General features: G+C 72.4%; 23 protein-coding genes. 13 read left to right on the top strand and 10 right to left on the bottom strand.

Annotation, left to right across the window (positions count from 1 at the left end; genetic code table 11):
- Positions 1–2: 2 nt before the first annotated feature.
- The 5 genes from ACWDVB_RS29010 to ACWDVB_RS28990 all read right to left on the bottom strand — a co-directional run bounded on the left by ACWDVB_RS29010 (position 3) and on the right by ACWDVB_RS28990 (position 7,195).
- Entirely contained in the window at positions 3–1,364 is a 1,362-nt protein-coding gene (locus ACWDVB_RS29010; protein WP_451513020.1) for an RNA polymerase sigma factor, read from the bottom strand.
- Between the two features lie 152 nt (positions 1,365–1,516).
- Entirely contained in the window at positions 1,517–3,415 is a 1,899-nt protein-coding gene (gene dnaG, locus ACWDVB_RS29005) for a DNA primase (protein ID WP_451513021.1), read from the bottom strand.
- 66 nt (positions 3,416–3,481) lie between these two features.
- A complete protein-coding gene (locus ACWDVB_RS29000; RefSeq protein ID WP_451513022.1) occupies positions 3,482–4,744 on the bottom strand; it encodes an NAD(P)/FAD-dependent oxidoreductase in 1,263 nt (420 codons plus the stop codon).
- Positions 4,745–4,864: 120 nt separating this feature from the next.
- The gene (locus tag ACWDVB_RS28995; RefSeq protein WP_451513023.1) at positions 4,865–6,223 is read right to left on the bottom strand and encodes a deoxyguanosinetriphosphate triphosphohydrolase; all 1,359 of its coding nucleotides are present in this window, start codon (positions 6,221–6,223) and stop codon (positions 4,865–4,867) included.
- A gap of 48 nt (positions 6,224–6,271) precedes the next feature.
- Positions 6,272–7,195, bottom strand: coding sequence for a sirohydrochlorin chelatase (locus ACWDVB_RS28990; protein WP_451513024.1), 924 nt, complete (start codon positions 7,193–7,195; stop codon positions 6,272–6,274).
- 275 nt (positions 7,196–7,470) lie between these two features.
- Between ACWDVB_RS28990 and ACWDVB_RS28985 the strand changes: the two genes are divergently transcribed.
- Both ACWDVB_RS28985 and ACWDVB_RS28980 read left to right on the top strand, forming a co-directional pair.
- Positions 7,471–8,208 carry a SanA/YdcF family protein gene (locus ACWDVB_RS28985; protein ID WP_451513025.1) on the top strand — a complete coding sequence of 246 codons (738 nt, stop codon included), beginning with the start codon at positions 7,471–7,473 and terminating at the stop codon, positions 8,206–8,208.
- 240 nt (positions 8,209–8,448) lie between these two features.
- Positions 8,449–10,584, top strand: coding sequence for a molybdopterin oxidoreductase family protein (locus tag ACWDVB_RS28980; RefSeq protein ID WP_451513222.1), 2,136 nt, complete (start codon positions 8,449–8,451; stop codon positions 10,582–10,584).
- A gap of 7 nt (positions 10,585–10,591) precedes the next feature.
- On the opposite strand, the gene ACWDVB_RS28975 is transcribed toward ACWDVB_RS28980, so the two are convergent.
- Together ACWDVB_RS28975 and ACWDVB_RS28970 are read right to left on the bottom strand one after the other, a co-directional pair.
- Complete coding sequence (locus ACWDVB_RS28975) at positions 10,592–10,888, bottom strand: DUF6355 family natural product biosynthesis protein (protein WP_451513026.1); 297 nt, start codon at positions 10,886–10,888, stop codon at positions 10,592–10,594.
- Between the two features lie 204 nt (positions 10,889–11,092).
- The gene (locus ACWDVB_RS28970) at positions 11,093–11,743 is read right to left on the bottom strand and encodes an NADPH-dependent FMN reductase (RefSeq protein ID WP_451513027.1); all 651 of its coding nucleotides are present in this window, start codon (positions 11,741–11,743) and stop codon (positions 11,093–11,095) included.
- A gap of 63 nt (positions 11,744–11,806) precedes the next feature.
- On the opposite strand from ACWDVB_RS28970, the gene soxR reads away from it, so the two are divergent.
- The 4 genes from soxR to ACWDVB_RS28950 all read left to right on the top strand — a co-directional run bounded on the left by soxR (position 11,807) and on the right by ACWDVB_RS28950 (position 15,131).
- On the top strand, positions 11,807–12,313 hold the full coding sequence (soxR, locus tag ACWDVB_RS28965; protein ID WP_451513028.1) for a redox-sensitive transcriptional activator SoxR: 507 nt from the start codon (positions 11,807–11,809) through the stop codon (positions 12,311–12,313).
- 9 nt (positions 12,314–12,322) lie between these two features.
- Complete coding sequence (locus ACWDVB_RS28960; protein ID WP_451513029.1) at positions 12,323–13,147, top strand: aminotransferase class IV; 825 nt, start codon at positions 12,323–12,325, stop codon at positions 13,145–13,147.
- Between the two features lie 579 nt (positions 13,148–13,726).
- Positions 13,727–14,305 (top strand): hypothetical protein, encoded by a 579-nt coding sequence (locus tag ACWDVB_RS28955; RefSeq protein WP_451513030.1) that lies wholly within the window; start codon positions 13,727–13,729, stop codon positions 14,303–14,305.
- 115 nt (positions 14,306–14,420) lie between these two features.
- A complete protein-coding gene (locus tag ACWDVB_RS28950; RefSeq protein ID WP_451513031.1) occupies positions 14,421–15,131 on the top strand; it encodes a class F sortase in 711 nt (236 codons plus the stop codon).
- Positions 15,132–15,144: 13 nt separating this feature from the next.
- On the opposite strand, the gene ACWDVB_RS28945 is transcribed toward ACWDVB_RS28950, so the two are convergent.
- The gene (locus ACWDVB_RS28945) at positions 15,145–15,927 is read right to left on the bottom strand and encodes a sulfite exporter TauE/SafE family protein (protein WP_451513032.1); all 783 of its coding nucleotides are present in this window, start codon (positions 15,925–15,927) and stop codon (positions 15,145–15,147) included.
- A 241-nt stretch (positions 15,928–16,168) separates the two neighbouring features.
- Between ACWDVB_RS28945 and ACWDVB_RS28940 the strand changes: the two genes are divergently transcribed.
- From ACWDVB_RS28940 to ACWDVB_RS28920, 5 genes are all read left to right on the top strand, one after another.
- Positions 16,169–17,527 (top strand): NAD(P)/FAD-dependent oxidoreductase, encoded by a 1,359-nt coding sequence (locus ACWDVB_RS28940; protein WP_451513033.1) that lies wholly within the window; start codon positions 16,169–16,171, stop codon positions 17,525–17,527.
- 1 nt (position 17,528) lies between these two features.
- The gene (nirB, locus tag ACWDVB_RS28935) at positions 17,529–20,099 is read left to right on the top strand and encodes a nitrite reductase large subunit NirB (protein ID WP_451513034.1); all 2,571 of its coding nucleotides are present in this window, start codon (positions 17,529–17,531) and stop codon (positions 20,097–20,099) included.
- Complete coding sequence (gene nirD / locus ACWDVB_RS28930; RefSeq protein WP_451513035.1) at positions 20,096–20,446, top strand: nitrite reductase small subunit NirD; 351 nt, start codon at positions 20,096–20,098, stop codon at positions 20,444–20,446. Before nirB ends, nirD begins: the two co-directional genes overlap by 4 nt.
- Before the next feature lie 104 nt (positions 20,447–20,550).
- The gene (locus tag ACWDVB_RS28925; protein ID WP_451513036.1) at positions 20,551–21,135 is read left to right on the top strand and encodes a TetR/AcrR family transcriptional regulator; all 585 of its coding nucleotides are present in this window, start codon (positions 20,551–20,553) and stop codon (positions 21,133–21,135) included.
- 117 nt (positions 21,136–21,252) lie between these two features.
- Positions 21,253–22,029, top strand: coding sequence for an SDR family NAD(P)-dependent oxidoreductase (locus ACWDVB_RS28920; RefSeq protein WP_451513037.1), 777 nt, complete (start codon positions 21,253–21,255; stop codon positions 22,027–22,029).
- Between the two features lie 28 nt (positions 22,030–22,057).
- On the opposite strand, the gene ACWDVB_RS28915 is transcribed toward ACWDVB_RS28920, so the two are convergent.
- Both ACWDVB_RS28915 and ACWDVB_RS28910 read right to left on the bottom strand, forming a co-directional pair.
- Complete coding sequence (locus ACWDVB_RS28915) at positions 22,058–22,495, bottom strand: group III truncated hemoglobin (RefSeq protein WP_451513038.1); 438 nt, start codon at positions 22,493–22,495, stop codon at positions 22,058–22,060.
- Positions 22,496–22,765: 270 nt separating this feature from the next.
- Positions 22,766–23,347, bottom strand: a complete 582-nt coding sequence (locus ACWDVB_RS28910; protein ID WP_451513039.1) for a hypothetical protein — start codon at positions 23,345–23,347, stop codon at positions 22,766–22,768.
- Positions 23,348–23,565: 218 nt separating this feature from the next.
- On the opposite strand from ACWDVB_RS28910, the gene ACWDVB_RS28905 reads away from it, so the two are divergent.
- Both ACWDVB_RS28905 and ACWDVB_RS28900 read left to right on the top strand, forming a co-directional pair.
- The gene (locus ACWDVB_RS28905) at positions 23,566–24,822 is read left to right on the top strand and encodes an ABC transporter substrate-binding protein (protein ID WP_451513040.1); all 1,257 of its coding nucleotides are present in this window, start codon (positions 23,566–23,568) and stop codon (positions 24,820–24,822) included.
- Positions 24,819–25,730 (top strand): carbohydrate ABC transporter permease, encoded by a 912-nt coding sequence (locus tag ACWDVB_RS28900; RefSeq protein WP_451513041.1) that lies wholly within the window; start codon positions 24,819–24,821, stop codon positions 25,728–25,730. The genes ACWDVB_RS28905 and ACWDVB_RS28900 overlap by 4 nt, the downstream gene beginning before the upstream one ends.
- Positions 25,731–25,733: the final 3 nt, after the last annotated feature.

Genomic DNA, 25,733 nt, shown 5'->3' with positions numbered 1-25,733 from the left:
GGTCAGTCCAGGTAACCCCTCAGCTGGTCCGCGAACGCGTGGTCGCGGAGTTTGTTGAGGGTCTTGGACTCGATCTGGCGGATGCGTTCGCGCGTCACGCCGAAGATGCGGCCGATCTCCTCCAGGGTGCGGGGCCTGCCGTCCGCGAGGCCGTAGCGCAGTTGTACGACCTTGCGTTCGCGCTCGCCGAGCGTGGAGAGGACCGCCTCCAGGTGCTCGCGGAGCAGCAGGAACGCGGCCGATTCCACGGGGGAGGTCGCGTCGCCGTCCTCGATGAGGTCGCCGAGCGCCACGTCGTCCTCCTCGCCGACGGGGGCGTGCAGCGAGACCGGCTCCTGCGCCAGGCGCAGCACCTCGCTGACCCGCTCGTGGGGCAGGTCGAGCTGGGCGGCCACTTCCTGGGGCGTGGGCTCGTACCCGCGCTCCTGGAGCATGCGGCGCTGGACGCGCACGACGCGGTTGATGAGCTCCACGACGTGCACGGGCACGCGGATCGTACGGGCCTGGTCCGCGAGGGCGCGGGACATGGCCTGCCTGATCCACCAGGTCGCGTACGTCGAGAACTTGTAGCCCCGGGCGTAGTCGAACTTCTCGACGGCCCTGATCAGGCCGAGGTTTCCCTCCTGGACGAGGTCGAGCATGGTGAGCCCGCGGCCCACGTAGCGCTTGGCGACGGAGACGACCAGGCGGAGGTTCGCCTCGATGAGGCGGCGCTTGGCCATCCGGCCCATGACGACCAGTTTGTCGAGGTCCAGGGCGAGTTGGGAGTCCAGGTCGGGGGTGTTGCTCAGCTTCTCCTCGGCGAAGAGGCCGGCCTCCACGCCGCGGGCGAGTTCGACCTCCTCCGCCGCGGTGAGCAGGGGGATCCGCCCGATCTCGCGCAGGTACTGGCGGAACAGGTCGGAGGACGGGCCGCCGGTGTCGGCGCGGCTGCGGGGGGCGGGCAGCTCGCTCGTCTCCGGTTCCAGGGTCAGGACCTCGGGGGCTTCGGCGGCCTCAGGGGCTTCAGGGGTTGCGGGGGCCTCGGGGGTGGGCCGTGCGCCCGGTGCTCCGGGGGCCTCGACCACCTCCTGCGTGGCCAGTGTCTCCGGGTGGCGGGGGGCGCGGCTCTGCTGAGGGACCGCTTCCAGGACGTCCGTATCCGTTTCCGTATCCGTATCCGCTTCGGCGCGCACGGCGGTTTCGGTCTGGGTGAGGGTCTGGGTCTGCACGGGGGCGACCTCCAGGGTGATCGCTGCTGAGGCGTGCGGCAACGGGAGAGGGACCACGGCCTCGCCGCTGTCCGTCCCGGACACGATGGGTGGAACCGCGGGGGTGTCGGGCCCGCTGTCTGCGGGCCGGCCGCGCTCCGAGGACTCAGGCACCGGAACCCAGTGTGGGGTACGACACACGGCCGCCACGAGGGGCGTGCGGTGACTTTTTGCGTCCAGTCCGTAACCGCCTGGTTACCCGCCGGGTAACCCTTGGCCCCAGGGCCACGCCTCTGGATGGCCTCCAGAAGGCGCGTAGAGCCCGCCTAGAGGGCGTCGACTCCGCGGTCGCGGAGCGCTTGGCCGTACTGCTGGAGGACCCACAACTCATTCTGCACGGCGGTCAGTTGCTGAGGGTCACCGCCCGCGCCCAGCCGGGCGAGGCTGCCCTGGACGTCGCGGATGCGGCGGTCGACGGCGCGCAGCCGGACCTGGACGAGTTGCACGCCCGCGTACACCTCGTCGACGGTCTTGCGCAGGATCGCCTCGACGGCCAGCTCGGTGACCATGCGCCGCACCGTGTCGTCGGGCGCCGCGTCGAGCACGCGCGCGAGGTAGGCCTGCGGCTCGGCGATGCCCGCGTCGGCGCCGCCCGCCTCCTCGATGCACTGGCGCACGGCGGCGTAGGGCGGGGCGGTGAACTCGTCCGCCCCATAGGCGTCGAAGGCCGGGGAGACCAACTGGGGGTACTGCAGGGCCAGTTTGAGCAGCTCGCGCTCCGTGCGGTGGGCGGGGCTGCGCAGGGTGAGCGCGGGGCCGCTGGGCGCGGGCGGTCCCTGCGCGTATGTCTGCTGGGGTCTGCCCTGCGGCTGCGCGGGGCCCCTGCCGCCGCGGTCGCGGGCCCAGCGGGCCAGCTGCGACACGCGCTTGACGACGAACTGGGTGTCCAGGATGCCGAGCATGCCGGCGAGCTGGACGGCCACTTCGTGCTGCGCGCCGCTGTTCTTGATGCGGGCCACGACGGGCGCCGCCTCGTCCAGGGCCGCGGCGCGCCCGGCGGGGGTCTCCAGGTCGTACCGGCCGACGATCTGGCGCAGCGCGAACTCGAAGAGCGGGGTGCGGGGCTGGACGAGGTCGGCGACCGCCTCGTCGCCCTTGGCGAGGCGCAGCTCGCAGGGGTCCATGCCTTCGGGGGCGATGGCGATGTACGTCTCGGCGGCGAACTTCTGATCGTCCTCGAAGGCGCGCAGGGCGGCCTTCTGGCCCGCCGCGTCACCGTCGAAGGTGAAGATCACCCGGGCGCTTCCGTTGTCCATGAGAAGGCGGCGGAGGATCTTGATGTGGTCGCCGCCGAAGGCCGTGCCGCAGGTCGCGATGGCGGTGGTGACGCCGGCGAGGTGGCAGGCCATGACGTCCGTGTACCCCTCGACGACGACCGCGCGGGAGGCCTTGGCGATCTCCTTCTTGGCCAGGTCGACGCCGTACAGCACCTGGCCCTTCTTGTAGATCGGGGTCTCGGGGGTGTTCAGGTACTTCGGGCCGTTGTCGTCGTCGCGCAGCTTGCGGGCGCCGAAGCCGACGACCTCGCCGCCGATGTCGCGGATGGGCCACATCAGGCGGCCGCGGAAGCGGTCGATGGGGCCGCGGCGGCCTTCCTGGGAGATGCCGGAGAGGGTCAGCTCCTTGTCGGTGAAGCCCTTGCCGCGCAGATAGCGCGTGAGGTGGTCCCAGCCCGCGGGGCTGTAGCCCACGCCGAAGTGCGCGGCGGCGGCCTGGTCGAAGCCGCGCTCGGCGAGGAACTTGCGGCCGATCCCGGCCTCGGGGCTCTCCAGCTGTTCCATGTAGAACCGGGCGGCGGCCTGGTGGGCCTCGACCAGGCGGATGCGCTCGCCGCGCTGGTGGCTGGGGTTGTACCCGCCCTCCTCGTACCGCAGCGTGATGCCCGCCTTGGCGGCGAGGCGCTCGACCGTCTCCGAGAACGTGAGGTGGTCGATCTTCATCACGAAGGCGATCGTGTCGCCGCCTTCCTGGCAGCCGAAGCAGTGGAAGAGACCCTTACTCGGGCTGACCTGGAAGGACGGGGACTTCTCGTCGTGGAAGGGGCACAGGCCCTTGAGGTTTCCACCCCCGGCGCTGCGCAGCTGGAGGTAGTCGGAGACCACGGCGTCGATCGGGACCGCGTCCCGAACCGCCTTCACGTCCTCGTCATTGATCCTGCCTGCCACGTAGGAATACTACGGCTCGCCTGTGACACTCCCTCCCGACCACCGCCCGGACCACCGTCCGGCCCGTCACACCAGGAGCGACTCCAGGGGGACGGACGGGTCCGCGAGGCGCTCGACGTCCGGCCGCGCGCCCGTGCGGATCAGCTCCTGGAGGGTCTCCGTGACGTCCCACACATTCACGTTCATCCCGGCGAGCACCCGCCCCTCGCGCAGCCAGAACGCGATGAACTCCCGCTTCCCCACGTCGCCGCGGGCCACCACCTGGTCGTACGTCCCCGGGGGCGCCCAGCCCGAGTACTCCAGGCCCACGTCGTACTGGTCGGAGAAGAAGTAGGGCACCCGGTCGTAGCGGACGTCCTGGCCGAGCATGGCGCGGGCCGCCGCCGGGCCGCCGTTCAGGGCGTTCGCCCAGTGCTCGACGCGCAGCCTGGTGTCGAAGAGCGGGTGGTGCAGGGCGGCCACGTCGCCGGCGGCGTAGATGTCTGGGTCCGAGGTCCGCAGGGAGGCGTCGACCACGATGCCGCCGCCGTGCGCGCGCTCGACGAGGTCGAGGCCCGCGGCCTCGGCGAGCGCCGTGCGCGGGGCCGCTCCGATCGCGGCGAGCACGTCGTGCGCGGGGTGCTCCTCGCCGTCGTCCGTGTGGACGGCGAGGACCATGCCGTCCTGGCCGATGATCTCGGTCAGTGACGCCCCGAAGTGGAAGCGCACCCCGTGCTCGGCGTGCAGGTCGGTGAAGACCTGGCCGAACTCGGGGCCGAGGACGGCGTGCAGCGGGGTCGGCTCGCGCTCGACGACGGTGACCTCCGCGCCGTACTCCCTGGCGGCCGCCGCGATCTCCAGGCCGATCCAGCCCGCGCCCGCGATCACCAGGTGGCCGTTGTCCCTGCCGAGTGCCGTGAGGACCTGCCGGAGGCGGTCGGCGTGGGCGAGGCGGCGCAGATGGTGCACGCCCGCGAGGCCCGTGCCCGGGATGTCGAGGCGGCGCGGCTCGGCGCCGGTGGCGAGCAGCAGCTTGTCGTAGTGGACGACCGTGCCGTCGCCCAGGCGCACGCTCCTGGCCTCGCGGTCGATGGCGACGACGGGCTGGCCCAGGTGCAGTTCCACGTCCGCCTGCGCGTACCACCCCGGTTCGTGGACGAAGACGCTGTCGCGCTCCTCCTTGCCGAGGAGGTAGCCCTTGGACAGGGGAGGGCGCTCGTAGGGGTGGTCACGCTCGTCACCGACGAGGATCACCCGGCCGGTGAAGCCCTCGGAGCGGAGGGTCTCGGCCGCCTTGGCGCCGGCCAGACCTCCTCCCACAATGACGAACGTCTGATGCGCGTCGACCACTTGTTGCCTCCTTGTCGCCTTGCCAACACAGGGAGCGTCCCGCACGGAGCGTGATGGCGGAAGGGGTCATGGCTCAATCCGGCCACTTTCCGTCACCCCCTGTGGTCACTTATCGGTCACTCACCGTCGCGCGCCGGGTGTCTGGCGTGCCGTGAGCCGCGCGTGCAGGGCGCGGGCCGCCGCGTCCGTGAGCGACGCGATCTGGTCGACCACGACGCGCTGCGCGGCCCGGTCGTCGGGCGCCGTGTCGTACAGCGCGCGGAACTGCGGGTCGAGCCCGTCGGGGGCGCGCGTGGTGAGCGCCTCGGCGAGCTCGGCGACCACGATGCGCTGGTCCGCGCGGATCCGCTCCTGTGCGGGGCGCTGCATCACATAGCGGTCGGCGACGGCCTTGAGCACCGCGCACTCGTGCCGTGCCTCGCGGGGCACGACGAGCTCGGCGGCGTACCGCGTGAGGGGGCCGTCGCCGTGGCGCACGCGCGTGGCGGTCTCCGCGGCCAGACAGAAGCGGCCGATGAGCTGGCTGGCGGCGTCCTTCAGCCGGGCCTGGGCGACGGCCGACCCGTCGTATCCATTCGGCCACCACTCCTGCTCCAGGAGGCGGTCGAGGGCTTGGGCGAGCTCTTCGGGGTCGGTGTCCTTGGGTACGTAGCGTCCGAGGGCCACGGCGTAGATGTCCTGCCGCTCGGGCTCGGCGTGCAGTGCGTTCGGGTCGATGTGCCCGGCGTGCAGGCCGTCCTCGAAGTCGTGGACCGAGTACGCGACGTCGTCCGACCAGTCCATGACCTGTGCCTCGAAACAGATGCGCTGCCCCGGGGCCTCCTTGCGGACCCAGTCGAAGACCGGCCGGTCGTCCTCGTAGACACCGAACTTCATGGACTCCGGGTCGGTGGGGTGGGCGCCGCGGGGCCAGGGGTACTTGGTGGCGGCGTCCAGGGCGGCGCGGGTGAGGTTGAGGCCGACGCTGACCAGGTCGCCGGTGGCCTCGGAGCGGACGAAGCGCTTCGGCTCGATGCGGGTGAGCAGGCGCAGCGACTGGGCGTTGCCCTCGAAGCCGCCGCAGTCCGCCGCCACCTCGTTCAGCGCCTGCTCGCCGTTGTGGCCGAAGGGCGGGTGGCCGAGGTCGTGGGAGAGGCAGGCGGTCTCCACCAGGTCGGGGTCGCAGCCGAGGGCGGCGCCCAGCTCGCGGCCCACCTGGGCGCACTCCAGGGAGTGCGTCAGCCGCGTACGGGCGCTGGCGTCCCAGGCCTGGCTCCTGGTGCCGGGCGTGACGACCTGGGTCTTCCCGGCGAGGCGGCGCAGCGCGGCGGAGTGCAGCACGCGCGCGCGGTCGCGCTGGAAGGCCGTACGCCCCGGCCTCTTGTCGGGCTCGGCGGCCCACCGCTCGACGGCGGCGTCGTCGTAGGCCTCGTGAGCCTCGTATCGAGCGTTCGGTGCGGTGCCGTTCGGTGCTGCGCCGTTCGGTGCTGTGCCTTCCATGCACCGACAGTAGACGCAAGCAGTGACAGAAAGGGACCTGGCTTTTCGTCAGACCGCGGTCAGCCGACGGGGTTCGGCCACGGGCGGGGCGGTGCGGGCCTGGTCGTAGCGGTGCAGGACGAGGCGGGCGAGCGCCGGGTGGGCGCCGAGCGGGGCCGCGGCGATCCAGGGCGCGGCGGCCGCGCTCTGGCCGGCGAAGCGGCCCGGGGCGGTGAAGTACGCGGCGACGGCGGCCCGGGTCCGGCCCTCGGCGGCCAGCGCTTCGAGCGCCTCGGGCACGGTACGGGTGCACGCCGCGGTGGGCGCGGCGTAGGCGGGAACGACGGGGACACCCAGCCGGTCGGCGAGCAGAGCGGCGGCGGTCTCGGTGTCGGCGGCCGACTCCGGGTCCCGGGAGCCGGCGGCGGCGAGGACGACCGCGTGGCGGCGGCGTGCGGCGGCGCCCAGGGGCCGCGCGGGCCAGCCCGCCTGGACGAGCCGGGTGTGCAGGGCCTCGGCGAGCAGCGGGTGCGGGCCGAGCGGGGCGGCCACGCGGGTATCGAGGTGGGGCGCGTCGGCGGCGGCCGCCGGGATGTCACGCTTCACATGCTGGCCGCGGCTCAGAAGCAGGGGCACGAGAACGGCCCGGCCCCCTCGCTGCGCGGCGAGGGTGTCGCCGAGCAGCGGCTCGTTCAGCTCGATGTGCCCGAGGCGGACGACGAGCCCGGGACGCTGCTCGCGTATCCGCTCGGCGAGGGTCGTGACAGTGGCGAGGGCGCGGGGGTCGCGGCTGCCGTGGCCGACGAGGACGAGCGCGGGGCGGCGGGCGGCGGGGCGGAGGCCGGGGCGGCGCGGGCCGGGGCGGCGTCTGCCGTCGGGTGAGACGAGGCCGAGCTGGCTGCCGAGCTGGCTGGTGATGCGGTCCATGAGTTGCGCCGTACTGTCGAGGTGAGTGCTGCCGGACTCGTCGCGGAGAGGGTTCGACGGCGTCATGGACCGAGGATGACCGGGCCAGATTGCGTAGGCGTTGCGCGGCCGTGACGAGTGTTTTCGCGGGGCTCACGGAGGGGGGTGGGGCGTGGTCAGGGGGCGGGCGTGAGGGGTGCGTGTAGGGGATGGGGTCAGGGGGGTTTCAGGGTTGCTTCCGGGGTGCGGGGCACGTTCGGCGGCGGCGGGGGCGTTTACCGTTGTGGCAGTGATCGGATCGGGGGAGATCCGGGGGCACGGGGGGCGGAACGCATATGGACCGGATGCACCAGACGGGTCGGATGGATCGGACGGGGTGGAGGGGGTGGGCACGGCTGCGAGGCCGGGGGGCGACGTGGCTGCGGCGGCCCGCTTGGCTGCGGCTTCCGCGTACACGCAAGGGACAGCGGCGGACCGTCCAGGCAGCGATGGCGCTCTGCGTGCTCGCGCTGCTGCCCGCGACCTGGCTGTTCGTCACGACGGACCGTGAGATCGGCACGGTCGCGGACGCGCCGCGCGCACCGGTCGCGGTGGTCTTCGGCGCCGGACTGTGGGAGGGCGAGCCCTCGCCGTATCTCGCGCACCGGCTGGACGCGGCGGCAGAGTTGTACCGGGCGGGTCGGATAGAGGTCGTGCTCGTCACGGGGGACAACAGCCGCGAGGAGTACGACGAACCGGACGCGATGCGCGCCTATCTGAACAAGCACGGCGTGCCGGACCGGCGGATCGTGAGCGACTACGCCGGGTTCGACACGTGGGACTCCTGCGTCCGCGCCAAGAAGATCTTCGGCGTGGACCGAGCGGTGCTGATCAGCCAGGGCTTCCATATACGCAGAGCGGTCGCGCTGTGCGATGCGGCGGGCGTCTCGTCGTACGGCGTCGGCGTGGACGCCGTGCACGACTCGACCTGGTACTACGGCGGCGCGCGGGAGGTGTTCGCGGCGGGCAAGGCGGCGCTGGACGCGGTGTTCCGGCCCGATCCAAGGTTCCTCGGCCAGCGGGAGCCGGGCGTGGAGCGGGCGCTGGCGTCACGGCGCTGAGCCCTGGGTGGCTCGGCCCCGGACCTCACAGCGAGGCGCGGCCATGGCTGAGATCGGCTTACCGCGTGCGTAACGCGAGCACGTCGGGGCACGTAACAAGCACGGCGGACGCTGGGCGGCATGCACTCCACGGCGACACCCGCGACACCGGCGACCTCCGCGACACCCGCGGCCACGGCGGTGACAGCGGCCACGGCGGTGACGGCGACCCACTGCCCGTACTGCGCGCTGCAGTGCGGGATGGGACTGACGACGGGCACCGGTGGCGGTGTGGAGGTCGTGGAGCGCGCGGCGTTCCCCGTGAACAAGGGCGCCCTGTGCGGAAAGGGACGTACGGCGCCCGCTCTGCTCTCCTCCCGGGTGCGCCTGACCGAGCCCCTCGTCCGATCCCACGCCACGGGCAAGCTCGCGCCGGCCACCTGGGAGGAGGCTCTCGACCGGATCGCCGGCGCGCTGTCCCGCGCGCGTACGGAACATGGCGCGGACGCGTGCGGGGTGTTCGGCGGTGGTGGGCTGACCAACGAGAAGGCGTATGCGCTGGGCAAGTTCGCGCGGGTGGTGCTCGGCACGTCGCAGATCGACTACAACGGACGGTTCTGCATGTCGTCGGCGGCGGCGGCCGGGCAGCGGGCGTTCGGGCTCGACCGGGGGCTGCCGTTCCCGCTGGAGGACATCCCGCGCACGGGCTGCGTGATCCTCGTCGGGTCGAACCTCGCCGAGACGATGCCGCCCGCCCTGCGGTACCTCACGGAGCTGAGGGAGAACGGCGGCACGCTGATCGTCGTGGACCCGCGGCGGACGCGGACCGCCGAGCAGGCCGACCTGCATCTGGCGCCGCGCCCCGGCACGGACCTCGCCCTGGCGCTCGGTCTGCTGCACCTGGTCGTGGCGGAGGGCCGCACGGACGAGGCGTTCATCGAGGAACGGACGAGCGGATGGAAGGAGGCACGGGCGGCGGCGATGGCGCACTGGCCCGAGCATGTCGAGCGGATCACCGGCGTGCCCGTGCCCCAACTGCGCGAAACCGTCCGTATGTTCTGCGACGCGGAGACCTCGATGGTGCTCACCGCGCGGGGGCCCGAGCAGCAGTCCAAGGGCACGGACACCGTCGGGGCGTGGATCAATCTGTGCCTCGCCACGGGCCGGGCCGGGCGGCCGCTGTCCGGGTACGGCTGCCTGACCGGGCAGGGCAATGGGCAGGGCGGGCGCGAACACGGGCAGAAGGCGGACCAGTTGCCCGGGTACCGCAAGCTGACGGACCCGGCGGCGCGGGCGCATGTGGCGGCGGTCTGGGGTGTGGACCCGGATGCGCTGCCGGGGCCCGGCAGGTCGGCGTACGAGCTGCTCGACGCGCTCGGCGGGGACGTCAAGACGCTGCTCCTGATGGGTTCCAACCCGGTGGTGTCGGCGCCGCGGGCCGCGCATGTGGAGGAGCGGCTGCGTTCGCTGGACTTCCTGGCGGTGGCGGACGTGGTGCTGTCGGAGACGGCCGAGTTGGCGGACGTGGTGCTGCCGGTGACGCAGTGGGCCGAGGAGACCGGGACGGTGACGAACCTGGAGGGGCGGGTGCTGCTGCGCCGCCAGGCGGTGTCCGCGCCCGCAGGGGTCAGAAGCGACCTGGAGGTGCTGCACGGACTCGCGGCGCGGCTCGGCCACGGTAAGGGTTTCCCCGTCGATCCGGAGGAGGTCTTCGAGGAACTACGACGAGCGAGCGCGGGCGGACCAGCGGACTACTCGGGGATCTCGTACGAGCGGCTGAGGGAGGGCGAGGGAGAGGGCGTGTTCTGGCCGTGCCCCGGCGGGGACGCCGATACGGGCACCGGTGCTGAGTCCGGGGAAGACGCCGGTAAGGGCGGCGCAACTGCGTCTCCGCATCCCGGGACGCCGCGGCTGTTCCTGGAGCGGTTCGCGACGCGGGACGGGCGGGCGCGGTTCGTGCCGGTTGTGCATCGGGCCGCCGCCGAGGAGCCGGACGAGGAGTATCCCGTGCTGCTCACCACCGGGCGGGTGCTCGCGCAGTATCAGTCGGGGGCGCAGACGCGGCGGGTCGAGGAGCTCAATTCCGCGGCGCCCGGCCCCTTCGTGGAGCTGCATCCGCGGCTCGCGGCGCGGCTCGGGATAACCGAGGGCGAGGCGGTCGCCGTGGTGTCGCGGCGTGGCCGGGCGGTGGCTCCGGCGCGGGTCACGTCGTCGATCCGTTCCGACACGGTGTTCATGCCGTTCCACTGGCCGGGCGAGGGGCGGGCCAATTCGCTGACGCATCCGGCGCTGGACCCCGTGTCGCGGATGCCGGAGTTCAAGGTGTGCGCGGTGCGGCTCGAACACGCGGACAGGGCCCGGGACGCGGTGCGCCCGGGCCCGTCAGGACAGGACTAGGAGGGGATCAGCAGGTGCGCCCGATGTACCAGGCGCCGTCCACGTTTCCGGCTTCGTCGAGCCAGGTGACGCCGGGGCCGACACACTTGATCGTGTTGGGACCCCAGTCGTCGATCTCGATCAGGACCTTCGAGCCGTCGCTCGTGCAGTGGTTGTAGTAGGCGTCGCTGTGGGTCTCGTAGAACCCGCAGGGGTTCTGGATGGCCGGCGAGGCGGCGGTGGCGGAGGCGCCGGCCGCCATCGACATGCCGAGGGCGAGCGTGACGGCTCCGACGAAAGCCGGCAGAGAACGACGGACTCGCATGAAGCGGCTCCTTCTTGGGGACAAGGTGCGCACGCACCGGTCGTGTGCTCCGTGCGGGGCACACGCAGAGCTTCGCGTTCGTGACTCCGGGTGGTCGCGCGATGTAGTCCGTATGAGTGATGGAGTACGTCAGATCGAGTGCGTCGGCGTTTGAGCTGCGGTTTTCGTCTTCTGGGCCGGGGGCCGGGTGTTGAAGGGGCGGACTCAACTTCCGTACGGGCGCGTCGCCTTGGCGCTGCGCAGGGCCCAGCCCCACCACGCCAGCTGGTCGAGCATGGCCTTCGCGGCGGCGTCGGCGCCCGCCGGGTCGCGGTGGTTGCCGTCGTCGTCGAAGAGGGCGCCGGCGTTGTGGAAGGAGACGGTGTCGCGGATGGTCACGGTGTGCAGCTCGGCGAAGACCGGGCGCAGGTGCTCGACGGCGCGCAGGCCGCCGGAGAGCCCGCCGTACGAGACGAAGGCCAGGGGCTTGGCCTCCCACTCGGCCTTGTGCCAGTCGATGAGGCCCTTCAGGGACGCCGGGTAGGAGTGGTTGTACTCGGGAGTGAGCACGATGAACGCGTCGGCGGCGGCCAGCTTCGGGGTCACCTTGGCGAGTTCGGCGGCGACGGCGGAGGACGGGTTGAAGGAGAGGGAGGTCGGCAGGTCGGACTCGGCCAGGTCGACGACGTCGACGGTGAGGTCGGAGCGTTCGCGGACCCGGGCGAGCAGCCACTCGGCGACGATCGGCCCGAAGCGGCCCTCGCGGTTGCTGCCCACGATGACGGCGACGCGCAGCGGCGCGTCACCCTCGACACCGCCACCAAAGGCAGCGGAGGTGGCGGAAGGGGTGGGCAGGGAGGGCGTGGTCTCAGTCATGGGGCAAGCCTCTTAGTTAAACCTTGGTTCAGGTCAAGCCCGTTCCGTGGCTAACCTGACCGCATGACCGCCCATCTCGCACCGGACGCCAAGGAAGCCACCGTCGGAGAGCTCGCCGCGCGCAGCGGAGTCTCCGCCTCCGCCCTGCGGTTCTACGAGCGCGAGGGGCTCATCAAGTCCCGCCGCACGACGGGCAACCAGCGCCGCTACAGCCGCGACACCCTGCGCAGGGTCGCCTTCATCCGCACCTCGCAGCGGCTCGGCATCCCGCTGGCCACCATCCGTGAGGTGCTCGGCCTGCTCCCCGAGGACCGCACGCCGACCCGCGAGGACTGGGCGAGGATCTCCGAGTGCTGGCGCGCGGACCTCGACACCCGTATCCGCATCCTCCAGCGGCTGCGCGACAACCTCACCGACTGCATCGGCTGCGGTTGCCTCTCGCTCGCCAAGTGCGCGCTGGCCAACCCGTGGGACGAGCTGGGCGAGCGCGGACCGGGGCCGCGCCGTCTGCTGGAGGAAGAGGACCCGTGCGCCACCGGGAGCCCGCCGGAACCTGAAGCCGTCTCGTAGCGTGTCCGCATGACAAAACCGGCGCTGGTGCAGCGTATTGAGATCGACGGACGTCCGGCCACCGCGGAGAGCCTGCTCTGGCCGGCCCTCGTCACCACCGGGCACTTCACCGCGATGCAGGTCAGGGGCGGCAAGGTGCGCGGCATCGACCGGCATCTGGCGCGGCTCGACGCGGCCACGCGCGAGCTGTTCGGGCGGGAGCTCGACGGGGAGCGGGTGCGCGGCGCGGTCCGGCACATTTTGCGCGGCGGCAGCGGCGGCAGCGACGGCCTCGGGGTCCTCGATGACGCGTCCGTACGTGTTTACGTCCACGCCCCCGACGGGGAGCCGTCCCTCATGGTCACCGTGCGGCCGCCCATCGAGCTGCCCGTCGGCATGGAGGGCCGGGCGCAGTCGCTGATGTCCGTGCCGTACCAGCGGCCGTTCGCCCACATCAAGCATCTGGGCGGCTTCGGGCAGGCCCGCCACGGCGAGCTGGCGCGGGGCGCCGGGTTCGACGACGCGCTGCTCACCGGCCCCGGCGGGGAGATCAGCGAGGGCGCCGTCACCAACGTCGCCTTCTTCGACGGCGCGCGGATCGTGTGGCCGGACGCGCCTCATCTGTCCGGCATCACGATGCAGCTGATCGAGGCGCGTCTGCCGGGCGCCGGGCTGCCCTCCCGGCACGCGCCCGTCACCCTCGCGGACCTGCCGTCGTACACGGCGGCCTTCGTCACGAACGCGTGGGGGGTCAGCCCGGTGCGGCGCGTGGACGACATCGCGTACGGCGTCGACGAGAAGCTGATGGCGACGGTGGCGGACATCTACGAGCAGGTGCCCTGGTCCACGATCTGAGCGCGCCACCGAGCGGCCCCCCGCCCACAGCCGCCACGCGGGGTCACGTACTCGCAGGCGCCGCGCGGGGTCACCCCTTCACAGCCGCCACGCGGGGTCACCCGCTCGCAGCCCCTGAGCGGGGTCGGCCGCTTACAGCCGCCGCACAGGATCACCTTTCACGGCTGCCGCATGGGGGCGCCCCTTCACAGCCGCCACGCGTGGCCGCCCACTCGCAGCCACCGCCCGGGGCCGCCCACTTACGCCCGCCGCGCCAAGGCACCCCCTTCACAGCCGCCACGCAGGGTCACCCACTCGCAGCCACCGCCCGGGGCCGCCCACTCGCAGCCGCCGCGCGGGGTCACCCATTCACAGCCGCCGTGCCCGCTCTTCGGATTCTTGCCGTCGGAAGCCGGTGACCTGCTGGAACGTAAGGCTCGCCGGGTTGAAAGGCGGCCATTCGGCAGCATTCTGGCGCTTCATCAGGAGGCGTGCGCCGTCGAGTGCCACTTACCTCGGTAAAGCGGGGTTCGACCGACGCAGCGGCACTTGGGGGTGTCGCGGGCCGTGTCCCGCGAAGGCCTCGGAGGAACAAGCACCATGCGCAACGCCCGCCTGCTGTCCGGTACCGCGCTCGCCGTAGCGGTGACGGGCGCCCTGGCCGCCCCCGCCACCGCCGCGCCGGCCGCACCAACCGTGCCCGCCGCGCCCGTCGGGGGCCTGGAGATCCAGCCGTCCACCGTCACCCCCGGCTCCGCCGTCACCGTGAACACCACCGCCTGCGGCCCCGGAGGGACCGCGACGGGCGACGCGAGCGCGGTCGGGGCGGGGACGTTCACCCTGGCGCCGGGCGCGCGCCCCGAGGACGCGGCGGGGCGGTTCGAGGTGCCGCCCTCCGCGCAGCCGGGGACGTACGAGATCGTCGTGAAGTGCTCCGGGGCCGGTGGCGCCGCCGTGAAGGACAAGCAGGTCGCGGGCGATCTGGTGGTGACGATCACCTCCACCGCGGCCGCCGGGGAGCGACCGCAGCCGCATCCCAAGGGACATGTGAAGACGGGGGTCGGCGGCGCGCTCGGTCCCGACCCCGTGCAGACCGCGGCGGGAGTGGCGGCCCTGGCCGTCGCCGCCGCGGGCGGTACCTGGCTCCTGCATCGCCGGGCGAGAGGCGACAGGATCTGACGGACACCCTCCGCTGTCCACCGGTACCGCCGCCCCTGCCCCCTCCCGGCCCGTGTCCCCTCGTGGGCGGGGAGGGGGACGAGGGACCCGGCCCGACCGACCCCGAGGGGGACATATGCGCGAGTCCGGTACGAGCAAGAGGACCGGCAACGCCGTCATAGCGACCGTCACCGTCGTGGCGCTCTGCTCCGGCGCGTGGCTCCTGAGCAGCGGCACCGCGTCGCACCCGCCGCCGCAGCCCTCCTCGGCGCAGGCCGCGCGGACCGGGCAGGAGGAGCAGGCCGGGCGGGAGGAGCAGGCCGGGCAGGAGGAGCAGGCCGCCCCTACTCGGCCCGGTGCCCAGCGCCCCGACCCGGGCACCGCGCCGCTCCCGCCGTCCCCGCCCGACCGGGTGCGGATCCCCGCGATCGGCGTCGACGCGCCCCTGATGGGGCTCGGCCTGACCCGGCAGGGCAGCCTCGACGTGCCGCCGCCCGAGCGGAAGAACCTCGCGGGCTGGTACGAGGCGGGCACCACGCCCGGCGAGCGGGGCACCGCGATCCTGGCGGGCCACGTCGACAACCAGGAGGGCCCCGCCGTCTTCTACGAGCTGGGCGCGCTGCGCAAGGGCCGCACGATCGAGGTCGAACGCAGGGACGGCAGCGTGGCCGTCTTCACGGTCGACGCGAACGAGGTGTACGACGCCAAGGACTTCCCCGACGAGAAGGTGTACGGCGCCGCTCCCCGGCCCGAGCTGCGGGTGATCACCTGCGGCGGGAAGTACTCGAAGCGGACCGGCTACCAGGGCAACGTGGTGGTCTTCGCGCATCTGACGGCGGTGCGCTGAAAAAGCTGCTCACTCACGCCACCCACTGCTCGTACGCCATCTTCACCACGAGCCCGAAGACGGTGGTCAGGAGCACGACCCGGACGAAACCGCTGCCCTTCTTCAGCGCGGTGCGCGCGCCGAACATGCCGCCCGCGAGGTTGAAGACGGCCATCAGTGCGGCCAGTCGCCACAGGATCGCGCCCTGCCAGGCGAACATCGCGAGGGCACCGGCGTTGGTGCAGCAGTTGACGATCTTGGCGGTGGCCGAGGCGGAGACCATGTCGAGATGGAGCACGGCGGTCAGGGCGAGCACGAGGAACGTGCCCGTGCCGGGTCCGATCAGACCGTCGTAGAAGCCGATGCCGAGCCCCGCGAGGCCGATCGCGGCGAGGATCCGCTTCGGCGAGGCCGGTTCGGCGGAGGGCGCGGTGCCGAAGGCGGGCCGCAGGATGACGAAGGCGCCGACGGAGACCAGCACCACCATGATCACGGGCTTCAGTACGTCGGTGCTCATCCCCGCCGCGAAGAAGGCGCCGACCATCGACCCGGCGAGCGCGGCGAGACCGATTCGTACGGCGATGGCCACGTCGACCGGGGTCTTCCTGACGTACGTCACGGCGGCGCCCGCCGTCCCGACGATCGCCACGGCCTTGTTGGTGCCGAGGGCGTGCGCGGCCGGGGTGCCGCCCGGCAGCCCGAGCAGCAGAGCGGGAAGCAGCAGCAGTCCGCCACCGCCGACCACGGCGTCGATCCAGCCGGCCGCGAGGGCGGCGAGGCAGAGGACGACGACCGTGGTCAGGGATATGTCAGGCATGATCGCGACCTTATGGAGGCGGAGAGCGCGCCGTCCACGAAAGCCCGGAGAGTTGAGGATCTCCTGAGACTTCCGAACGGGCGGGTGGGAGAGCATCCGCCCACGAAGCGGCGGCACAGGCACAGGCCAGGCCCAGGCCCAGCCCCCTCACACCACCACCCGGCGGACGCTGAGCGCTCCGTTCCAGCAGAGAAACAACCCGGCCCCGACCGGGAAACACCCACCCCGCAGGCTGCTGAACATGACAGACACGGCAGTGGTGATCGGCGCGGGCCTGGCCGGCACCCGCGTAGCGGAACGCCTCGTCGCCGACGGTGGTGCCGACGGTGCCAAGGGCACCGACACCGTACTCATCGGCGAGGAGGACCACGCCCCGTACAACCGCGTCCTGCTCGCGGAGGTCCTCGCGGGCCGCTACGGCGCGGACGTGATCACCCTGCCGAGCCCCCGGGCCACCACCCTCCGCACCCGAGTGGTCCGCGTCGACCGCGCGGAGCGCCGCGTGCACTGCGAGGACGGCACCGTCGTCCCGTACGGCACCCTGATCCTCGCGACCGGCTCCAACCCCGTCCTGCCGCCCCTGCGCGGCCTCTTCGCGCCCGGCGCCCGCGAGCTGCCGGGCGGGGTGCACGCCTTCCGGACGATGGACGACTGCCTGGCCCTGTCCGCCGCCGTGACGCCGGGCACCCGCGTCGTCGTCATCGGCGGCGGGCTCCTCGGTGTCTCGGCGGCCCGCGCCCTGGCCCGGCGGGGCGCGCAGGTCGTCCTCACCCAGCAGGCCGAGCGGCTCATGGAGCGCCAGCTCGACCCGGCCTCCTCGGAGCTGGTGCGGGCGCACCTCACCGGCCTGGGCGTCGAGGTGCACACCGAGTGCCGGGTGCGCGGCGTCGGCGTCACGGACGGCGCCGTACGCCACGTGGAGCTGGCCGACGGCTACGCGCTGGACACCGACGTGACCGTCCTGGCCTGCGGCGTACGCCCCCGCACCGGTCTGGCGCTGGCCGCCGGTCTCGACGTACGCAAGGGCATCGTCGTGGACGACCGGCTGTGTACGTCGGATCCGCACATCAGGGCGATCGGCGACTGCGCGGAGCACGCGGGCCGCGTCTACGGCCTGGCGACCCCGGCGCTCGAACAGGCCGACGCGCTCGCCGACGCCCTCACCGACAAGAGCACCAACAAGAGCACCAACAAGAGCACCGACGGGACCACGGGCACGAGCACCGGCAAGAGCACGGGCACGAGCACCGGCAAGAGCGCCGCCCCCTACACCGGCAGCCGCATGCTCACCCGTCTCACCCTGGCGGGGCCAGGACCCCTGGACCTCGCCGCGTTCGGCGACCCCGAGCCGCAACCCGACGACGACGTCATCCAGCTCGCCGACGCCACCCGCGGCACCTACCGCAAGGTCGTCGTCCGCGGCGACCGCCTCGTCGGCGGCGTCCTGCTGGGCGACCTCGCCTCGGTGGGCGCGCTGGCCCGCGCCTGGGAGGCCGACGACCCGCTGCCCGACGACGACAGTCCCCTGCTCCACCTGCTCACCCATCCCCAAGCTCTCGACTCCGTTCGAGCAGGGCAGACCCCCATCGGAGGCCGCTGACATGCCGACACCCCAGCCGAACACCGCACAGACCCAGCACCGCCCCACGATCGTGCTCGTCGGCCACGGCATGGTCGGCCAGCGCTTCCTGGAGGCCGCCGTCGAGCGCGGCCTCGCGGCGAGCCACCGGATCGTGGTGCTGTGCGAGGAGCCCCGCCCCGCCTACGACCGCGTCCAGCTGACCTCGTACTTCTCGGGCCGCACCCCCGACGAACTCTCCCTCACCGACCATGACTTCCTCGATCTGCACGGCATCGAGCTGTACGTCGACGAGCCCGCCGAGAGCTTCGACCGCGAGGCGAAGACGGTCACGGCCCGCTCCGGCCGCACACTCACGTACGACACGCTCGTGCTGGCCACCGGCTCCTACCCGTTCGTGCCGCCCGTGCCGGGCAAGGACGCGACGGGCTGCTTCGTGTACCGCACCATCGAGGACCTGCTGGCGATCGAGGAGTACGCGAAGCAGCGCGCCACGACCGGCGCGGTGGTCGGCGGCGGTCTGCTGGGCCTGGAGGCGGCGGGCGCGCTGCGCGGTCTCGGCCTCGCCACGCACGTCGTGGAGTTCGCGCCGCGGCTGATGCCGGTCCAGGTCGACGAGGGCGGCGGCGCGGCGCTCCTCCGCACCATCACCGGCATGGGCCTGACCGTGCACACGGGCACCGGCACGCAGGAGATCGTGACGGGCGAGGACGGCGCGGTCAGCGCCATGAAGCTGTCCGACGGCAACGAACTCGCCACCGACCTCGTGGTGTTCTCCGCGGGTGTCCGCCCGCGCGACCAGCTCGCCCGCGAGCACGGCCTCACGGTCGGCGAGCGCGGCGGCATCACCGTCGACGAGCGGTGCCGCACCAGCGACCCGGACGTGTACGCGATCGGCGAGTGCGCGCAGGCGGCGGACGGCCGCGTGTACGGCCTGGTCGCACCCGGATACGAGATGGCGCAGACAGCGGCCGCCGCCATCGCCGCCGAGGAGGGCAGCTTCACCGGCGCCGACCTGTCCACCAAGCTGAAGCTGCTCGGTGTCGACGTCGCGTCCTTCGGCGACGCGCACGGCACGGCGGACGGCTGCCTCGACGTCGTCTACTCCGACTCGCGCTCGGGAACGTACAAGAAGCTGGTGATGGGCGCGGGCGGTGAGCTGCTCGGCGGCATCCTGGTCGGTGACGCGGATTCGTACGGTCTGCTGCGCCCCCTCACCGGGACCGTGCCGCCGCTGCCCGCCGAGCAGTTGGTGCTGCCCGAGGGCGCGGGTGCCCCCGTCGCGCTCGGCCCGGAGTCGCTGCCCGGTTCGGCGGTGATCTGCAGCTGCCACAACGTCACCAAGGACGCCATCCAGGCGTGCGCCACGCTGCCCGAGGTGAAGAAGTGCACCAAGGCGGGTACGGGGTGCGGAAGTTGCGTGAAGGTCATCGGGCAGCTGCTTCCCCAGTCCGGCGACAAGGGGCTGTGCGGCTGCTTCGCCCAGACCCGCCAGGAGCTGTACGAGATCGTGCGCGCCCTGCGGATCACGTCGTTCCGCGCGCTGCTCGACGGGCACGGCCGTGAGGCGGCGCGCGGCGGCGAGGGCTGTGAGGTGTGCAAGCCGACGGTCGGCTCGATCATCGCCTCGCTGGCCCCGACGATCGGCGCCGAGGGATACGTCCTCGACGGTGAACAGGCGGCCCTCCAGGACACCAACGACCACTTCCTCGCCAACCTCCAGAAGAACGGCTCGTACTCGGTGGTGCCCCGCATCCCCGGCGGCGAGATCACCCCCGAGAAGCTCATCGTCATCGGCGAGGTGGCGCGCGACTTCGGCCTCTACACGAAGATCACCGGCGGTCAGCGCATCGACCTCTTCGGAGCCCGGGTCGAGCAACTCCCGATGATCTGGACGCGGTTGGTGGACGCGGGCTTCGAGTCCGGACACGCGTACGGCAAGGCGCTGCGCACGGTGAAGTCGTGCGTCGGCCAGACCTGGTGCCGCTACGGCGTGCAGGACTCCGTGCGCATGGCCATCGACCTGGAGCTGCGCTACCGGGGACTCAGGGCACCCCACAAGCTGAAGTCGGCGGTCTCCGGCTGCGCCCGCGAGTGCGCCGAGGCGCAGTCCAAGGACTTCGGGGTGATCGCCACGGCGAGCGGCTGGAACCTGTACGTCGGCGGCAACGGCGGCGCCACGCCGCGCCACGCCGATCTGCTCGCGCAGGACCTGAGCGACGCCGAACTGGTCCGCCTCATCGACCGGTTCCTGATGTTCTACATCCGCACCGCCGACCGCCTGGAGCGCACCGCCGCCTGGTTGGAGCGGATCGACGGCGGCCTCGACCACGTACGCGACGTGGTCGTCCACGACTCGCTCGGCATCTGCGCCGAATTGGAGGCGCTGATGGCCGACCACGTCACGCACTACCGCGACGAGTGGGCCGAGACCCTCGACGACCCGGAGCGCCTCGCCCGCTTCGTCTCCTTCGTGAACGCGCCGGGCGTGCCGGACCCGACGGTCGGCTTCGTCCCGGAGCGGGACCAGATCAAGCCGGACCTGCCCCTGCTCTCCATCAGCCCGCGGCCCCTGGAAGGAGCCTCCCGATGAGCGCCATGCCCTCCACCCCCGACACCCGTGTGCAACTCCGTGTGTCCGACGACTGGTTCGAGGTCTGCGAGCGCGCCCGGCTGACGCCCGGCCGGGGCCTCGCGGCCCTGCTGCCCGACGGCAGCCAGGCCGCGCTCTTCCTCGACCGGGAGGGGCGCGCGTACGCGATCGACAACCGCGACCCGTTCACGGGCGCCGCGGTGCTCTCCCGGGGCCTGCTCGGCTCCCAGGGCGGCCGGCCGTTCGTCGCCTCGCCGCTTCTCAAGCAGCGGTTCGACCTGGAGACGGGGCGGTGCCTGGACGACGACGAGGTGGCGGTCACCGTCCATCCCGTACGCATCGCTTGACCCGTACGCATCGCTTGACCCGTACGCATTACTTGATCGTACGTATTACTTGACCCGTACGCATTGCTTGACCGATCGTTCCAGAAAACCGTAGAGTCTCGTTCGTGGCCAGGACCAAGGAATTCGACCCGGACGCCGCGCTGCAGTCAGCCCTGGAGCTGTTCTGGCGGCGCGGCTACGAGGCGACGTCGATGGCGGACCTCGTCGAGGCGCTCGGCATCGGGCGCGCCAGCATCTACGCGACCTTCGGCAACAAGCACGAGCTGTATCTGAAGGCCCTTGAGCGGTACGCCGAGATCCAGAATCCCCGCCTGCTGGCCGCGCTGTCCCAGCCGGGCCCCGCACTGCCCGCGGTGCGCGAGGTCGTGCGCCGCTTCGGCGGCGAGGCATCCTCGGAGGAGGACCGCCGCTGCGGCTGCTTCATCACCAACACCGCGGCCGAACTCGGCCCCCACGACGACGCGGCCCTGCGCCGCGTCGAGCGGAACTGGGAGCACATCGAGACCCTGCTGCACTCCGCGCTGGTCCGGGCGCGGGCCCAGGGCGAGCTGCCCGAGGACCGCGATCCGCTGACGCTCGCCCGCATGCTGCTCGTCCTGATGCAGGGGCTGCGCGTGGTCGGCAAGGTGTCCGGGGATCCGGCGCGGGTGCGGGACGCGGTGGAGCAGGCGCTGAAGCTCCTTGAGTAGAGGAGCGGTTCCACCCCCTTCTCCTCCATGCCCGGCTTCCTTCCCTCTCCATGCCCTACTGCCCAATTTTCCATGGCCTGATAATTGACCGACCGGTCAAGAAAAGAGCGCTCTGTCATGACTGAAGCAACCCGTATCCGCTTCACCGGCCGCACCGCCCTCGTCACCGGCGGCGGCTCCGGCCTGGGCCGTGCCACCGCCCTCGCGTTCGCCGCCGAGGGGGCGAACGTGGTCGTGGCCGGGCGCACCGAAGCCTCCCTGAAGGAGACCGTCGCGCTCATCGAGGGCGCCGGCGGCACCGCCCTCGCCGTCACCGCCGACGTCTCGCGCTCGGCGGACCTCGCCGGCCTGGTCGCCGCGGCCGTGGACCGCTTCGGCTCCCTGGACGTGGCCGTCAACAACGCGGGCGTCCTGCGTGCCGGGCAGCCGGTCGCCGAGCTGCCCGAGGAGGACTGGCGCACGATGCTCGACATCAACGTCACCGGCGTCCTGCTGGCCCTCCAGGCCGAGGTCCGGCAGATGCGCACGCAGGCCGCGGGCGGCGCGATCGTCAACATCGGCTCGACCCTGGGCGCCCACACGAGCGTCCCCGGCACGGCCGCCTACGGGGCGACCAAGGCGGCCGTCTCCGCGCTGAGCCGCGCGGCCGCCGCGGAGCACATCCGGGACGGGGTCCGCATCAACACCGTCAGCCCGGGCTCCTCCGACACCTCCATGTCGTTCCGCCCCGGCGAGACCGAGGCCGACCGGGCGGCGCGTATGAAGGAGCAGACGCCGCTGGGCCGGGTCTCGACGACCGAGGAGGTCGCCGCGGCCGTGCTGTACCTGGCGTCGGACGAATCCGGCTCCGTGGTCGGCGCGGACCTGGTCATAGACGGAGGCGCGGCGGCCTGATCCGGTCCGTACGCGGCCCTATGCGGCCCTATGCGGCTGTACGCAGTTCCACCGCCGCCAGCGGGACGAAGCCGGGGCCGTCCCCGGCGGTGGACGCGTCCTTGCCGCCGACGCGCCGCAGCATGGCGAGCGCGATCCGCTCCCCCTGCGCCTTCGCGCGGTCCGCGTCCGGGCCGTGGTGCAGCCCGTCGACCGCGGCGTGCCACAGCTGCACCCAGCGGCCGAAGTGCTCGGCGGTGAGCGGGCGCGCCGCGTGCAGGGCGGCGTGCGGGGCGAAGGCGTCGCGGCGGTAGTCGGCGGTGCGCCAGAGCGCGCGCTCCCAGAAGTCGGTGATGCGCGGCAGGTGGACATCAAGGTCGGTCCCGGCGATCTCCGTGAAGAACGGCCCGATCAGCGGGTCGGCGAACGCGGCCGCGTAGAAGCGGCGGAGCAGTACGTCGAGGTCGGCGCGGGTGGCGATGTCCATAGCCCCAGTCTTCCCACCCGCCCCACCCTCATCCAGAGCCGAAGGTCCCCCTGGCCTGTGTTCACCGCCATGGGCGGCCCGCGTTCGCCGCCACGAGCGACCCACGCCACCGCCCCGCCGGCGGCAGCCCGGACGCCCACCCACCACGAGCCGCTCCTCCGCACCCGCCTCGTCCGGCGCCTCGTCCAGCGCCTCGTCCAGCGCCTCGACCAGCGCCTCGACCGGGAGCCGGTGCCGCCCTCCCCCTACCGCAGGCCCCGCTCCCCTCGCCTACCGCAGATCCGACGCCTCGAACACGCCCCGCGCCGCCGCCCCGTCCACACGTGTCGTCAGTCGCCGCAGTTCGGCGCAGCCCGTTCTGAGCAGTCCCGCCTCGCGCGCGTAGCGGGCGCCGCGGTCAAGGCGGTGGAGCAGCAGCGGGTTGTCGATGAGGATCTGCGGGTCGAGTTCGACGCGGTTGCCGAGTGAGTCGCACAGGACCAGGCGCGCGGCGACGCCCTCGCTGTAGCGCACGGCGGTCAGCAGACCGGTGCAGACGTGCCTGCGGCGCCCGAGGCCCTGGACGGCGAGCCAGCCGGGGCCCGCCGTCACCCGTACGGGGTGCAGCACCACGTACAGCAGCGTGGCGAGCCCCGCCCACAGGGCGAGTCCGGCCACGCCGACGCTGCGGTCGTCGGCCAGGTCGAGGAGGATCAGGAGCACGAAGAGCGCCGCCGCGCAGAAGACGGCGGTCCGCACGTGCGCCGCCCGGCTCCGGTCGGTCACCGTGTCGTCCGCCCCCGCCCCCGTCCCCGCCCCCGGCGCGACGCCGCCGCGCCGGGCGGCGCCCCATGTCGTCCTGTTGTGTCCCATGTGCGGCACCGTAAGGCGGCCCGCGCGGTCGCGGCGTCGGCGTTGACGCGTCGCATACACGGAAGAAGCGGACCTTGACGAGGCGCTGACGGAGACACCCGGCGCTGACGGCGACACTCGGCCGCAACACGTCTGTCGTAATCACCGCGCATGGTTGATCGTTGGGCCGACACGTCGACACGTACAGGAACACCGACACACGCAGGGGGACGACCAGTATGACCATCAGCCGCAGGACACTGCTCGGGACCGGCGCGTCGCTGGGGCTGCTCACCGCGTGCGGGTCCAACACCGGCCGCGGCGGCGGAGGTTCGGGCGGCAAGGGCCCGCGGCTCGCGCAGTGGTACCACCAGTACGGCGAGGCGGGCACCGAGCAGGCCGTGAAGCGGTACGCCGCCGCGTACGAGAAGGCGGACGTCAGCGTGCAGTGGCGGCCCGGGAACTACGACGAGCAGACCGCCGCGGCCCTGCTGACCGACTCCGGACCCGACGTCTTCGAGGTCAACGGCCCGACACTGGACCAGATCCGGGGCGGGCAGGTCGTCGATCTGACCGACCTCTTCGACGGTGTGAAGGACGACTTCAACCCGGTGGCGCTCGCCCCGAAGACGTACGACGGGAAGATCTGGGCGGTCCCCCAGGTCGTCGACATGCACCTGCTCTACTACCGCAGGAGCCTGCTCGACGACGCGGGCGTGCGGCCGCCGCGGAGCCTGGACGAGCTGGTCGACGCGGCGAAGGCGCTGACGACGAAGACGGTCAAGGGTCTCTTCCTCGGCAACGACGGTGGGGCGGGGGCGCTCGGCATCACCCCGCTGTACGCGGCGGGCCTCTCCTCCGTCACACAGGACGGCGAGGTCGGCTTCGACGACCCGGCGGCCGCCCGCACCCTCGGCAAGCTGCGCCAGCTGTACGCCGACAAGTCGCTGCTGCTCGGCGCGCCCGCCGACTGGTCGGACCCGTCGGCGTTCACGCAGGAGCTGACCGCCATGCAGTGGTGCGGCCTGTGGGCGCTGCCCGCCGTACGCAAGGAGTTCGGTGACGACTTCGGCGTCCTCGCGCTGCCCGCCGACGGGCCCGGCGGGAAGCCCGCGCTGCCCGTCGGGGCGTACGGCGCCGCCGTGAGCGCCCGCAGCGATCACAAGAAGGAGGCGAAGGACTTCCTGAAGTGGCTGTGGATCGACAGGACGGAGTACCAGGAGGACTTCGCGCTCTCCTACGGCTTCCACATCCCGGCCAGGCTCTCCCTCGCGAAGAAGGCCGGCAAGTTGAAGGAGGGCCCGGCCGCGGACGCCGTGCGCTACTCCACCGAGTACGGCTACGCCGAGCCGCTGCTGTGGACACCCGCGAGCCGCACCACGTACCAGGACGCGCTGAGCCGGATCATCAAGTCCGGCGCGAATCCGGAGAGCGAGCTGAAGTCGGTGGTGCGCGAGGTGCGGGCGGAGCTCGACCGCGTCAAGAAGAAGCCGTGAGGCGGGTGCTCGGCACCCAGAACCGCACCCTGTGGTTCTGGGTCTTCGTCGGTCCCTTCGCGCTCGGCCTGGTCCTCTTCACGTACGTACCGCTCGCCTGGAGCGTGTACCTCAGCTTCTTCGACGCCCACAACACGGTCTCGCCCGACGCATTCGTCGGTCTCGACAACTACACGTCGATGCTGCGGAACGACGCGTTCACCGACAGCCTCGTCACCTTCGCGGTCTTCTCGGCGTTCATCGTCCCGACGACCTTCGTGCTGTCGCTCGCGCTCGCCTTGATGGTGAACCGCGTCCGCCGCGCGCAGGCGTTCTTCCGGTCGGTCTTCTTCCTCCCGGCGGCGTGCAGCTACGTCGTGGCGGCGATGGTCTGGAAGCTGTCGATCTTCAACGGGGTGCGGTTCGGGCTCGCCAACACCGTCCTCGGCTGGTTCGGCGCCGAGCAGATCGCCTGGCTCTCGACCACGGAACCGCCCTGGTACTGGCTGGTCATCGTCACCGTACGGCTCTGGCTGCAGGCGGGCTTCTACATGATCCTGTTCCTTGCGGGCCTCCAGAGGATCTCCCCGACCCTCTACGAGGCGGCGGCCGTGGACGGGGCGCGGCCGGGCTGGCAGGTCCTGCGCCACATCACGCTTCCGCAGCTGCGCGCGACCTCGATCGCCGTGACGCTGCTGCTCGTCATCAACGCCTTCCAGGCCTTCGACGAGTTCTACAACCTGCTCTCCGACTCCCGCGGCTATCCGCCCTACGCCCGCCCGCCGCTCGTCTACCTCTACTACACGGCGCTCGGCCAGGGGCAGAACCTCGGGCTCGGCAGCGCGGGCGCGGTGATCCTCGCGCTGATCATCGCGGTGGTGACGGTCGGCCAGGCGCGCTGGTTCGGCCTCGGCAGGAAGGAGGACTGAGAA

It is taken from the genome of Streptomyces sp. NPDC003379 (genome assembly GCF_053589195.1).
The sequence above is the reverse complement of the archived record's forward strand: the minus strand, read 5'-3'. Positions and strand labels throughout refer to the sequence as shown.

Excerpts from the sequence above, each read along its gene's own strand:
- ACWDVB_RS28950 (WP_451513031.1), top strand. The coding sequence starts at position 14,421 with ATGCGCGAGTCCGGTACGAGCAAGAGGACCGGCAACGCCGTCATAGCG.
- nirD (WP_451513035.1), top strand. The coding sequence starts at position 20,096 with ATGAGCGCCATGCCCTCCACCCCCGACACCCGTGTGCAACTCCGTGTG.
- ACWDVB_RS28990 (WP_451513024.1), bottom strand. The coding sequence starts at position 7,195 with ATGACGCCGTCGAACCCTCTCCGCGACGAGTCCGGCAGCACTCACCTC.
- ACWDVB_RS28985 (WP_451513025.1), top strand. The coding sequence starts at position 7,471 with ATGGATCGGACGGGGTGGAGGGGGTGGGCACGGCTGCGAGGCCGGGGG.
- ACWDVB_RS28960 (WP_451513029.1), top strand. The coding sequence starts at position 12,323 with ATGACAAAACCGGCGCTGGTGCAGCGTATTGAGATCGACGGACGTCCG.
- ACWDVB_RS28910 (WP_451513039.1), bottom strand. The coding sequence starts at position 23,347 with ATGGGACACAACAGGACGACATGGGGCGCCGCCCGGCGCGGCGGCGTC.
- ACWDVB_RS28955 (WP_451513030.1), top strand. The coding sequence starts at position 13,727 with ATGCGCAACGCCCGCCTGCTGTCCGGTACCGCGCTCGCCGTAGCGGTG.
- ACWDVB_RS28945 (WP_451513032.1), bottom strand. The coding sequence starts at position 15,927 with ATGCCTGACATATCCCTGACCACGGTCGTCGTCCTCTGCCTCGCCGCC.
- ACWDVB_RS28915 (WP_451513038.1), bottom strand. The coding sequence starts at position 22,495 with ATGGACATCGCCACCCGCGCCGACCTCGACGTACTGCTCCGCCGCTTC.
- ACWDVB_RS28995 (WP_451513023.1), bottom strand. The coding sequence starts at position 6,223 with ATGGAAGGCACAGCACCGAACGGCGCAGCACCGAACGGCACCGCACCG.
- ACWDVB_RS28980 (WP_451513222.1), top strand. The coding sequence starts at position 8,449 with ATGGGACTGACGACGGGCACCGGTGGCGGTGTGGAGGTCGTGGAGCGC.
- ACWDVB_RS28970 (WP_451513027.1), bottom strand. The coding sequence starts at position 11,743 with ATGACTGAGACCACGCCCTCCCTGCCCACCCCTTCCGCCACCTCCGCT.
- soxR (WP_451513028.1), top strand. The coding sequence starts at position 11,807 with ATGACCGCCCATCTCGCACCGGACGCCAAGGAAGCCACCGTCGGAGAG.
- ACWDVB_RS28920 (WP_451513037.1), top strand. The coding sequence starts at position 21,253 with ATGACTGAAGCAACCCGTATCCGCTTCACCGGCCGCACCGCCCTCGTC.
- ACWDVB_RS28975 (WP_451513026.1), bottom strand. The coding sequence starts at position 10,888 with ATGCGAGTCCGTCGTTCTCTGCCGGCTTTCGTCGGAGCCGTCACGCTC.
- ACWDVB_RS28905 (WP_451513040.1), top strand. The coding sequence starts at position 23,566 with ATGACCATCAGCCGCAGGACACTGCTCGGGACCGGCGCGTCGCTGGGG.
- ACWDVB_RS28940 (WP_451513033.1), top strand. The coding sequence starts at position 16,169 with ATGACAGACACGGCAGTGGTGATCGGCGCGGGCCTGGCCGGCACCCGC.
- nirB (WP_451513034.1), top strand. The coding sequence starts at position 17,529 with ATGCCGACACCCCAGCCGAACACCGCACAGACCCAGCACCGCCCCACG.